Raw genomic sequence first — 11451 nt, 5'->3', positions numbered from 1 at the left:
CGGCTTGGTGGATCGAATGAATTCGGAATTTTTTTCGCCGTTTTTGTGGTTTTTATATCGCCACGCGACGGGCGTAATCATACAGGATGGGTATTCCGGGTATTCCGGGTATTCCTTTTGAGAGCGGGGAAACCGGCATCGGCGCAGTGGAACGCGGGGTAAATCCGTAGCATTCGGCTTCAGCGCACTCACAAAAAAAACTGGCCGGTTCTCACCGGCCAGTTCTGCTTGACCCACTCGACTGCGACCCACTCGACTGCTTAACTCACGACGCGATTACGCCGGCACCGTCTCCGCCTGCGCGGCGCGCGACCACACGCGATGCTGTTCAGCGGCCTGGATGAACGTCTTCAGCACTTCGGCAGCCTGCTTGTCGTCGCCGGTTGCCACGCCGTCGGCATTGGCCGGCAGGTGAGCCGCAGCCAGCACGTCACGCCCCGCGCCGATGGCCGCAATCGCCTTCAGGTGCTTGAACGCTTCGAGCACGAAATGCCGTGCATCGCCTGATTGCGCCAGCATCTTGGCGCCGGCCTCGCCCCCCACCACGATCACGGCGTCGAACATGATCGACGGCAAGCCGGCAATCGTTGCGTCCGGCGCCATGCCGTCAATGGCAGCAAGCGTCGGCGCGATCAGCATTGGCGTCGCGCCTTCGCCTTGCAGCGTCTCTTGCAGCTTCCTGATCGCGGCGCCATCGGAGCCTGGCGCCGCCAGCAAGGCGATCTTGCGGGTCTTGAGGCCGGGCTTACCGCAATTGAGCAGACTCAGCGCCGGCGACGCTTTCGGACCTGAAAGCTTTGCCGTGCCTTTCTTCGGCGCCGGCAAGCCAAGACCTTCGGCAACCTTCGCTGCAAGCCCCGCATCGAAATTAGCCAGAATCTCGTTCACCACGCGCGCGCGAATCTCCGGCCTCGTCACCTTGCCGAGTTCGAACTGATAAGCCGAGACGATATGATCTTTCTCGGTTTGAGACATGCTGTTGTAGAACAGCGCGGCCTGCGAGAAATGATCCGCGAACGACTCGCTGCGCACGCGAATCTTGGTCCCTTCCACGCGTTCCTGATAGCTTTCGAAGCCACCGTCGGACGGCGCCGGATCGGTTTCCTTCGGCCAGCCGCCGCTCACCGAATTCGGCTCGTACGACGCTTGCCCGACGTGAATGGCCTGACGGTGCATCGCATCGCGTTGATTGTTGTTAAACGGAACCACCGGCCGGTTGATCGGAATCTCGTGGAAGTTCGGGCCGCCCAGGCGGCTGATCTGCGTATCGGTGTACGAAAACAAACGCCCTTGCAACAGCGGATCGTTCGAGAAATCGAGACCCGGTACGATGTGCCCCGGATGGAACGCGACCTGTTCGGTCTCGGCGAAGAAATTGTCCGGATTGCGATTGAGCGTCATCTTGCCGATGATCTTCACCGGCACCAGCTCTTCCGGAATCAGCTTGGTCGGATCGAGCAGGTCGAAGTCGAACGTGTGCTCGTCCTGTTCCTCGACGATCTGCACGCCGAGTTCGAACTCAGGGAAGTTGCCCTTTTCGATCGCTTCCCACAAGTCACGCCGGTGGAAATCGGGGTCTTTGCCGGCCAGCTTCTGCGCTTCGTCCCACAACAGCGAATACGCGCCCAGCACCGGGCGCCAGTGAAATTTGACGAAACGCCCCTTGCCTTGCGCGTTCACGAAGCGGAACGTGTGAATGCCGAAGCCTTGCATGGTGCGCAGGCTGCGCGGAATCGCGCGGTCCGACATAGTCCACAGCACCATATGCGTGGACTCGGGCACGAGCGAGACGAAGTCCCAGAACGTATCGTGGGCGGAGCCGCCGGTTGGCATTTCATTCGGCGCTTCTGGTTTGACCGCATGCACGAAGTCGGGAAACTTGATGGCATCCTGAATAAAGAACACCGGCATGTTATTCCCGACCAGATCGTAATTACCTTCCTGCGTGTAGAACTTCACTGCAAAGCCGCGCACGTCGCGCACGGTGTCGGCCGAACCGCGCGGGCCCTGCACCGTCGAAAAACGGACATAGACCGGCGTCTGCTCGTTCGGATCCTGCAGGAATGCCGCCTTGGTGTACTCGCTCATCGACTCGTACACCTGAAACACGCCATGCGCCGCGGAGCCGCGCGCATGGACGACGCGCTCAGGAATGCGTTCATGGTCGAAGTGCGTGATCTTTTCACGCAGGATAAAGTCTTCAAGCAGCGACGGGCCGCGCGGACCGGCGCGCAGGCTGTTCTGATTGTCGGCGATCTTCAGGCCCTGATTGGTTCTCAGCGCCTGACCGTCGGGGCTGACTCGAAACTGTTCGAGATCCTTCGATTTCGGATCGTTAGCGTGCGCGGGCTTCGCTGCGGGCTTCTGCGCATTCGTTTTACCTGCCATGGGAATCTGCTCCTTGCGTTCGGGCGCGCCGGAGGATATCCGGTCTAACGCACCCGAAGGAGGCAGCAAACGATGTACCCGCAAACGCCTGGTCGCGCATTCCCGTTTCTAACCGACCAGGCTGATGGACTAATAGACGGCGCGCCAGAGCCGTGTGCCGATACTGTCAAGCCGAGCAACGCGTTATCAGAAACGATAGTCGATGGATATATCGGCCACGCCGTTGGCCCTGCTGTGCGTAATCGGACTATTACCCGCACTGCCGACCAGTTGTTCAAATGCACCGTCCGCCGTGGCAAACCAGTGCTTGTCGAACAGCCACACCGCGCTGATGCCGAAGCCCACCGACTTGAAGCCCGCGCTTGCGTGATACTGCGAGTATTGGGAGTGCGCCGCCTGATTCTGATTCACGCCGAACCAGCTGTTCATGTAGGTCGAGTCCGCGAGGGTCACGTTCGGCCCGGCAAACCAGAAGAACTTTTGCGAACTGCCCGGCATGGGCAGATAGGCGCCGAGATTGCCGATCCAGCCGTTCGAGCCGCCGAAATAGCGCCTGACGTCCGCGCGCAGCACGAGCGGGAAATCCTTCGAGACAACATATTCGCCGGACAGTTTGACGCCCGGCGCGGGATTGATGTTGCCAAGGCCGTTCAGTTCCTGCGGATCGTCATGTCCGCGACGCCCGAGGTCGTAGACGGCGGCGAGACTCGCGCGCCAATTCTGCCCTTGTGCGAAGTTGACCCCGAGACCTTCGCCGCTCGAAAAGAAGAACAGGTCTTTGTAGCGTACGTCGACACTTGGACCGGCCATCAGGTGATACCGGTTGGAACCCTCGTAGCGGGGCTGGAACGACGTCGCCGCGCCCACGCGCACCTGCCAGTCCGGAATATTGGGCTGCCACATCTTCTGCAACGAAATGCCGGCGGAGTACTGCCATTCGGCCAACGGCGAAGGCGTTTGGCCCAAGGCCGTGCCCGGCAAAGCGGCGATACCGCCGAGCGTCACGGCGACCAGCGAAGTTGCCGCGAGGCCTGTTTGTTTATTGCGGAGCTTGCCGTTCCGCTTTCTACGGCTGTTCAACACCAGAAGCCTCCATTTCTCGCGTATCGCGAAGAGGTTTATGTCTCTAGCCCGACGTCGGCAATGGACTTTTAAAACATCCAGACGAGCACCGCATTGCAACGCGCGGCATGTAATTTTTTCAGCAGACGGCACGCACTGCCCGGCACTCCGCTCGGCTAGAACCTGATGACCGCGCGCACATGGCGGCTTTTGTACGAACAGAACCGTGCGGAAGATTTGCCGACGGACGCATCTGTGCAAAATGTGGGCCTGAACGCTGGCGCGCAGGATCAGATCGGCAAAATACAAGGACAGTCGGGCGGACGGACCAGCGGCCGCTGGCAAGCGTGCCGTGGCGATGATGGAAGGCAGGAGGTAACCCGGAAGAGAACCGGGAAAAGGCCACCGGCGCCACGCAACGCGGCGCCGGGAAAAGAGAGCTTGCTGCGCAAGCTTCGCTTGAGGGCTTACTGAGCCGCTTGCACCAGCACCGGTTTGTCGCGATAGAGGTTCGGAAACAGACGCTTCAGGTTCGCGACCTTCGGCATGTCGTTGATTGCGATATAGGCGGAGTTCGGATGCAGCGTCAGGTAGTTCTGGTGGTAAGACTCGGCCGGATAGAAGCCCTTGAACGGCTCCGTCTTCGTGACGATCGGCGCCGGGAAGGCGTGCGCTTTATCCAGTTGCGCGATGTAGCTTTGCGCGACGCGCCTCTGCATCTCGTTCTGCGGGAACACCGCCGAGCGGTATTGCGTACCGCTGTCCGGCCCCTGGCGGTTCAACTGGGTCGGGTCCTGAATCACCGAAAAGTACACCTGGAGCAACTGCCCGTAGGTGACCTTGGTGGGGTCGAACGTGACTTGCACGGATTCAGCGTGGCCGGTGTCGCCCCCACTGACGGTCTCGTACTGCGCGGTGTCGCGCTGGCCGCCTGAATAACCGGATACCGCCTTGGTGACACCCCGCACGTGCTGAAACACGCCCTGCACGCCCCAGAAGCAGCCGCCCGCGAATATAGCGGTTTCTTCGTGCGCGGTCGTGGCGGAAATCGGCTCGTCAAGCGCGGGCGGCGCAATCACCACCGCGGCCTCCGACGAGAATGCCACGCGCTGCGCCAGCAGCAGCGCGAGGGCACCGAGCCCAAACGAAAGCGCGATGGCCGCCGCGCGCGAGCGGGCCGGTTTACCGATAATGCGTTTCTCGATGTTCATGATGTCCATCCTGATTCGATCAGCTCGTGCCGCGCGATGCGGGCGTGAAAGTGAGCGCGAGGCCGTTCATGCAATAGCGCAGACCGGTCGGTTTAGGGCCGTCGTCGAATACGTGCCCCAGATGGCCGCCGCAGCGCCGGCACAGCACTTCGTCACGGCTCATGCCGAACGACTTGTCGGTATGCGTGATGACCGCGTGGTCCAGCGGCTGCCAGAAACTTGGCCAGCCCGTGCCGCTATCGAATTTCGTCTTCGACGAAAACAGCGGCAGCTTGCAACCGGCGCACGCGAACGTGCCTGCGTGGTGCTCGTCGTTCAAGGGGCTGCTGAATGGGCGCTCCGTGCCCGCTTCGCGCAGCACGTGGTACTGCGCGTCCGTGAGCAGCTTGTGCCATTCGGCGTCGCTGTGCGCGACCTCGTAGGCTGCTGCGGCGCCCGTATCCCCTGCACGTGCCGTGCGCCATGCCGCGGTGCCGCCGGCGAGCGACACCGCGCCGATTAACCTGAAGAATGTCCGTCTGCTGCAAGCCATGATGATCTTCCCGGAAAGTCCGTACCGTTCACCCGTTCAGGCGCTCGTTGCGCCGCCCGCGAGTGGTCTCGACGCTTAGTCGGCCACGAGAGGGGTTTATGACAGCATGCGCGTCTTTTTGCGCGACGGCGGCGATTACAAGGGAAATTGTCACGACGTGGCAGGGCAAATCGATGCACGGCATGATCGACATGGTGAGAAACGGCGAATTCCCGGCGGGTTCGGGTGTTGTACGCGCACTTGGGCGGCGTGCCTGCCCTGAATGGGTCCAGCTTCATTTTCCGCAACGGATAAGCGGCAGGAAGCGCCACAGGCAGTGCCCGGCCCGCGTTAAGTCCGCGCCGTAGTACTCCGTAAAAAAGCCGCCCGGCATCGACCAGGCGGCTTTTTTACGGTGTGCCCAGCATGGGTGCACCAGACAAAATCGGCGGCCCGAAGGCCGCCGACCACGACTCAAACGAAACCATCAGACTGCTACTTCCGCTTCAGCTTCGCTCGCCACTTCGTCGACATCGCTGGTACGGATCAGATGATCGAATGCGCTGAGCGATGCCTTCGCGCCCTCGCCCACCGCAATCACAATCTGCTTGAACGGCACCGTGGTCACGTCCCCGGCAGCGAACACGCCCGGCACCGACGTCGCGCCGCGTGCATCAACGACGATCTCGCCGTGCTTCGACAACTCGACCGTGCCCTTGAGCCATTCCGTGTTCGGCACGAGGCCGATCTGCACGAACACGCCTTCGAGTTCGATGTTCTTCGTTTCGGCCGAACGCAGATCCCTGTAGACCAGACCATTGACTTTCTTGCCGTCGCCGGTGATTTCGGTGGTCTGCGCCTGGGTGACGATCGTCACGTTGGCGAGGCTGCGCAGCTTGCGTTGCAGCACTTCGTCGGCACGCAGTTGTGCGCCGAACTCGAACAGTGTCACTTCACGGACGATACCCGCGAGATCGATCGCCGCTTCGACGCCCGAGTTGCCGCCGCCGATCACGGCAACGCGCTTGCCCTTGAACAGCGGACCATCGCAGTGGGGGCAGTACGCCACGCCGTGATTGCGATACTCGCGCTCGCCCGGCACGTTGATCTCGCGCCAGCGGGCTCCCGTCGCCAGAATGATCGTCTTGGCCTTCAGCACCGCGCCGTTCGCCAGACGCACTTCGTTGATGCGGCCCGGGATCAGCGCTTCAGCGCGCTGCACGTCCATGATGTCGACTTCGTAGCTCTTCACGTGCTGCTCGAGCGCCGTGGCGAACTTCGGTCCTTCGGTTTCCGTGACGGAGACGAAGTTCTCGATCGCCAGCGTATCGAGCACCTGGCCGCCGAAGCGCTCCGCCACCACACCCGTCGCAATACCCTTGCGTGCCGAGTAAATCGCCGCAGCCGCGCCTGCGGGGCCGCCACCGACGATCAGCGTATCGAACACCGGTTTCTTTTCCAGTTCCTTCGCGGCACGCGCACCGGCATTGGTGTCGAGCTTCGCGAGGATTTCCTTCACACCACTGCGACCCTGTCCGAATACTTCGCCGTTCATGAACATGGTCGGTACCGCCATGATCTGGCGCGCTTCGACTTCGGTCTGGAACAACGCACCGTCGATCGCCACGTGGCGGATGCGCGGGTTGATCAACGCCATCACGTTCAGCGCCTGCACGACTTCCGGGCAGTTCTGGCACGACAGCGAAAAATACGTTTCGAATTGATAGTCGCCGTCGAGACTGCGGATCTGTTCGATCACCGCATCGTCGAGTTTGACCGGATGGCCGCCGACCTGCAAAAGCGCGAGGACGAGCGACGTGAATTCGTGCCCCATCGGAATGCCGGCGAAGCGGATGCCCGTTGCCTTGCCCGGCTCGCCGATCGAGAACGACGGCTTGCGTTGATCGTCGCCGCGGCGTTCGATCACGGTAACGCGTTCCGACAACGTCGCGATATCGTTCAGCAATGCCAGCAGTTCCTGCGATTTCGCGCTGTCGTCGAGCGACGCGACGATCTCGATAGGCCTGCTAACCTTTTCGAGGTAGGTTTTCAACTGAGTCTTGAGATTGGCATCCAGCATGGCTTTCGATTCCGTGACGAGGGGTGTTGGGTCCCCGGGCGCCGCTTGCATCCGGATAGGACACGCACAGCCCGGGGGACGCGCGAACCACTGTAAAAAGCGGTCCGCACGGAAATGCGCCGCGAGGCGCTTACTGCAAGAGGCTTTGAGACTTAGATCTTGCCGATCAGGTCGAGCGACGGGGTCAGCGTTTCGGCGCCCGGCGTCCACTTGGCGGGGCAAACTTCGCCCGGGTGAGCGGCGACGTATTGAGCAGCTTGCACCTTGCGCAGCAGTTCGCCAGCGTCACGGCCGATGCCGTTGTCGTGCACTTCGCACAGCTTGATCTCGCCTTCCGGGTTGATCACGAACGTGCCACGCAGCGCCAGGCCTTCTTCTTCGATCAGCACGTCGAAGTTGCGCGAGATTGCCAGCGTCGGGTCAGCGAGCATCGGGTACTTGATCTTCTGGATCGTGTCCGACGTGTCGTGCCATGCCTTGTGCGTAAAGTGCGTATCGGTCGACACGCTGTAGATTTCGACGCCGAGCTTCTTGAATTCGGCGTAGCGATCGGCCAGGTCACCCAATTCGGTCGGGCACACAAACGTGAAGTCAGCCGGGTAGAAAACGAAAACCGACCACTTGCCCTTCAGGCTTTCTTCCGTGACGGTCACGAAATCGCCGTTGTGATAGGCCTGTGCCTTGAACGGTTTGACTTGGCTGTTGATGATCGACATTGACTGATTCCTCTTTGCTGAGTGGTTGGAAAGTGGAGTCAGTATGTCAGACGACGCTTAATAGGTAAAGCGGATTGTTTTAATGATGATGATAGCTTTACGCTATTCGACGACATTCCTGTGGCTATTGCGGCGGATCAGTCCTTCATGAGCCGCCAAAGGGTTGTGCGGCCGATTCCCAATGCCCGGCTTGCCGCGGCGCGGTTTCCGCCGGCCTGTTCGAGGGCACGCGTGACGTCCTCGCGGGTCGGTGACGTGCGCACCGGTGTTCCTATTGCTGCCTCAGGCGACGCCTGCGGCATTCTGCCCCCCGTCACCTGCCGCATCCGGTCAAACTCCGGAAACACCGCCTGCAGATCCTGCCAGGCCTCGCCGGCCGAATCGCTAAGATAGATTGCAGCGCGTGCGAGCAGATTTTCCAGCTCCCGGACATTGCCGGGCCATGCATAGTGTTCGAACAGCGGCGTGAGAAACGCCAGCACCTGCTCGAGCCCCGCGTCCGACAGTCCATATTGGCGCGCGCTGTGGCTCAACAAGTGCCGGGCCAGTTGCGCGACGTCGCCGCGCCGTTCGCGCAGCGGCGGCAATTCTATCTGAAGCAGGTTAAGACGAAAATACAAATCCGCGCGAAACGCGCCCTGCTCGACCAATGCATGCAGATCGCGATGCGTGGCGGCGATCACCCGCACATCGACCGGCGTCGCACGCCCGGAGCCGAGTTTCATCACTTCGCGCTCCTGCAGCACGCGCAGCAGCCGGCTTTGCAGCGCCGCCGGCATTTCGCCGATTTCGTCGAGAAAGATCGTGCCGGTGTGGGCGATCTCGAAGAGGCCCGGTTTGCCACCGCGCCGCGCGCCGGTGAACGCGCCTTCCTCATGGCCGAACAACTCGCTCTCGATCAACCCTTCAGGCAGCGCCGCGCAATTGAAGGCGACAAACGGATTGCCGCGCCGCCGGCTGGCGTTATGGATGCCTTGCGCGACCAGTTCCTTGCCCGTGCCGCTTTCGCCACTCAGCAGCACGGTGGCGTCGTGGGCCGCGCCTGCGCGCGCGAGCCGCCGCACCCGTTCGAGCGCCGCCGAGTTGCCCACCAGATCATCCAGATGGTGTCGTGCCACCCGATGCTTCGGCCGCTGGCTGGTGCGCAGCGAGCGGTCGATCCGTTGCGCGACCAGCGCGTCCTGCACCGTCAGCACTGAGCCGGAACGCACACCCTGCTCGACGATCGGCACGCAGTTGACAATCAGCGCGCGACCGCCGATCTGCTCGATACGCTCCTCGATCGACGTTCCATGATCGAGCGTTTCGCGCAGCAATGGGCCGACTGCGCGTGCCACTTGCGCGGAGACGTCCTGCTCGCGGTCGACGCCGAGCAGATCGAGCATCGCCGGATTGACTGCTTCGACCTGGCCAGCCTCGTCAAAGGCGGCGACGCCGTCGCGCAGATGCGCGACGATCGTGTTCAGGCGCACCCGCTTCGATTCCTTCTGACGGCTCACGCTCGCAAGTTCGACCGAACGCTCGAACGCTTCTTCGACTGCCCCTAGCGAATAGAGAAAGACGCTTTCCAGACCGGCTTGCTGGGCGAAATCGCAAGCCATGCCGGGGCCGATGATGACGCGGCACCCTTCGGCGGCCAGGTGATCGACCGCGAGCCGCACTTCGTCGATCGAGCGATACGCGCGCTGTTTCAGGCGGACGTTCAACCACGCACTCAGATCAGCGAGTTCGTGCGAGATTGTTTCATGCAGCACGAGGCCGATCTGTGTGCCAGGCCAGGCGGTCGTGGCGCGGGTGATCGCGCTCAGCACGTCGAAGCCGTTCACCTTGACCATCACGACCGGCACGTTCAGGTTGTCGCGCAAGTAGGCGCCGTTCGACCCGGCTGCGAGCACGACATCGACCGCGCCTGCGTCGACGTACGCCTGCAACGCAGTGACGGCAGCGCCGTAGCCTTCCCGGACAGAAAAGAATTTGGCGCGTCCGGCGTAACGCGGCGCGACAGTTTCGCACAGCGATTGCAGCCGGCTGATACTGACCAGAGCAACGCCGGGGCGGCCGGAATTGGCAAGAGACGACGTGAAAGTGGACACTGCGACGCTCCATTCGTAACTGGAACGTTCCACGAAACGTTTCATGGAACACAGCGGCTATTTTGCCATGAACTGCGAAACGCTTATTTTCCGTCTAACCTGTTGATTGTTAGGTACAAATTCAAGAAGCCGCTCAATGGCATGCTTCCTGCAAATTCAGGTCCGGGTTCCATCACCGATTTTTCCATCTGGAGACACATAAACATGACGACTTCCGCTATCCGCCGCGCCGCCTTCCGCGCCAAAGTCAACCAACGCCAGGGCCTGCTCGTGCCGGGCGCCTTCAATGCACTCAGCGCGCGCGTGATCGAAGACGCCGGCTTCGAAGCGATCTACATCACGGGCGCGGGCGTCACCAACATGTCGCTCGGCCTGCCCGATCTCGGCTTCATCGGTCTTGCCGAAGTCGCCGAGCACACCGCGCGAATTCGCGACGCAGTGGCGCTGCCGCTGATCGTCGACGCCGACACCGGCTTCGGCAATGCCCTGAACGTGCGCCAGACCGTGCGCGTGCTTGAGCGCAGCGGCGCCGACGTCATTCAGTTCGAAGACCAGATCATGCCGAAGAAATGCGGCCATTTCTCAGGCAAGGAAGTGGTCAGCACGAGCGAGATGGTCGGCAAGATCCGCGCAGCGGTGGACGCCCGCGAAGACGGCAATCTGCAGATCATGGCGCGCACCGATTCGGCCGCGGTCCACGGTATCGAAGACGCGATCGAACGTGGCCATCGTTTCATCGAGGCCGGCGCCGACATACTGTTTATCGAAGCGACCGAATCCCTCGCCGACATCGAACGGCTGCCGTCGCTGTTCGACAAGCCGCAACTGATCAACATCGTGATCGGCGGCAAGACGCCGGTGCAATCGCGCGAGGCGCTCGCCAAGCTCGGCTACGGCATCGTGCTGTACGCGAACGCCGCCCTGCAAGGCGCGGTGCTCGGCATGCAGCGCGCGCTCGGTACGTTGCAGAGCAACGGCCGGCTCGATGAAGACGCCACCCTGGTCGCACCGTTCAGCGAACGTCAGCGACTCGTCAACAAGCCGCTGTACGACAAGTTGGATCGCGAGTACGCCGCGAAGGATTGAGCGGCGAGAAATGCCGTGTTTCCCGGCGCGGTACTTTGGTCTGATGCCGCCGTATCGCCGTGTGCCGCTGTATGCGGTCACCCGTGGCTGTTGCCGCTGTTGCCGCTGTTGCCGCTGTGGCTGCCGTGCGTTGCTGCGTACCGTCGTGCACCGCTGCTTGACGCCGTGCGTTGGTACGCGCCGCTGCCCGCCGCGAATTGTTGCGTTACGATGCGGGGTTGGCGGCCAAGGATAAGGGCCATGCGGCGGCTAAGGAATAGCGGCTAAGCGTTGTCGGCGACGCGATCGCGATCCATCCATGACG

8 protein-coding genes and 1 pseudogene are annotated in these 11451 nt (G+C 61.8%); 2 read left to right on the top strand and 7 right to left on the bottom strand.

Translation table 11 applies throughout. The features are described 5' to 3' along the window. Window positions 1-276: 276 nt before the first annotated feature. From katE to msrB, 4 genes are all read right to left on the bottom strand, one after another. On the bottom strand, window positions 277-2427 hold the full coding sequence (katE, locus tag ACAX43_RS18150) for a catalase HPII (protein WP_370710026.1): 2151 nt from the start codon (window positions 2425-2427) through the stop codon (window positions 277-279). A gap of 147 nt (window positions 2428-2574) precedes the next feature. Continuing rightward, window positions 2575-3471 carry a MipA/OmpV family protein gene (locus ACAX43_RS18145; protein ID WP_370709801.1) on the bottom strand — a complete coding sequence of 299 codons (897 nt, stop codon included), beginning with the start codon at window positions 3469-3471 and terminating at the stop codon, window positions 2575-2577. Between the two features lie 446 nt (window positions 3472-3917). Continuing rightward, the gene (gene msrA / locus ACAX43_RS18140) at window positions 3918-4661 is read right to left on the bottom strand and encodes a peptide-methionine (S)-S-oxide reductase MsrA (RefSeq protein WP_370709800.1); all 744 of its coding nucleotides are present in this window, start codon (window positions 4659-4661) and stop codon (window positions 3918-3920) included. 19 nt (window positions 4662-4680) lie between these two features. Then, a complete protein-coding gene (gene msrB, locus ACAX43_RS18135; protein ID WP_370709799.1) occupies window positions 4681-5193 on the bottom strand; it encodes a peptide-methionine (R)-S-oxide reductase MsrB in 513 nt (170 codons plus the stop codon). Between the two features lie 158 nt (window positions 5194-5351). Between msrB and ACAX43_RS18130 the strand changes: the two are divergent. Continuing rightward, window positions 5352-5487: pseudogene (locus ACAX43_RS18130) on the top strand (aminocyclopropane-1-carboxylate deaminase/D-cysteine desulfhydrase family protein); the annotation flags it as partial. 172 nt (window positions 5488-5659) lie between these two features. Here ACAX43_RS18130 and ahpF read toward each other — a convergent pair. The 3 genes from ahpF to prpR form a co-directional block, all read right to left on the bottom strand. Continuing rightward, window positions 5660-7252: an alkyl hydroperoxide reductase subunit F gene (gene ahpF / locus ACAX43_RS18125; RefSeq protein ID WP_370709798.1), complete on the bottom strand. Its 1593-nt coding sequence runs from the start codon at window positions 7250-7252 to the stop codon at window positions 5660-5662. Between the two features lie 152 nt (window positions 7253-7404). Next, the gene (gene ahpC, locus ACAX43_RS18120) at window positions 7405-7968 is read right to left on the bottom strand and encodes an alkyl hydroperoxide reductase subunit C (protein WP_370709797.1); all 564 of its coding nucleotides are present in this window, start codon (window positions 7966-7968) and stop codon (window positions 7405-7407) included. A 137-nt stretch (window positions 7969-8105) separates the two neighbouring features. After that, window positions 8106-10061 carry a propionate catabolism operon regulatory protein PrpR gene (gene prpR / locus ACAX43_RS18115; protein WP_370709796.1) on the bottom strand — a complete coding sequence of 652 codons (1956 nt, stop codon included), beginning with the start codon at window positions 10059-10061 and terminating at the stop codon, window positions 8106-8108. A 204-nt stretch (window positions 10062-10265) separates the two neighbouring features. Here prpR and ACAX43_RS18110 point away from each other — a divergent pair, with 204 nt between their 5' ends. Beyond that, complete coding sequence (locus ACAX43_RS18110; RefSeq protein ID WP_370709795.1) at window positions 10266-11147, top strand: oxaloacetate decarboxylase; 882 nt, start codon at window positions 10266-10268, stop codon at window positions 11145-11147. The last annotated feature ends 304 nt before the right edge of the window (window positions 11148-11451 follow it).

It is taken from the genome of Paraburkholderia sp. IW21 (assembly GCF_041321145.1).
Taxonomy (GTDB): domain Bacteria; phylum Pseudomonadota; class Gammaproteobacteria; order Burkholderiales; family Burkholderiaceae; genus Paraburkholderia.
Note: the sequence above shows the minus strand (reverse complement) of the source record. Positions and strands in the feature narration are given on the sequence as shown.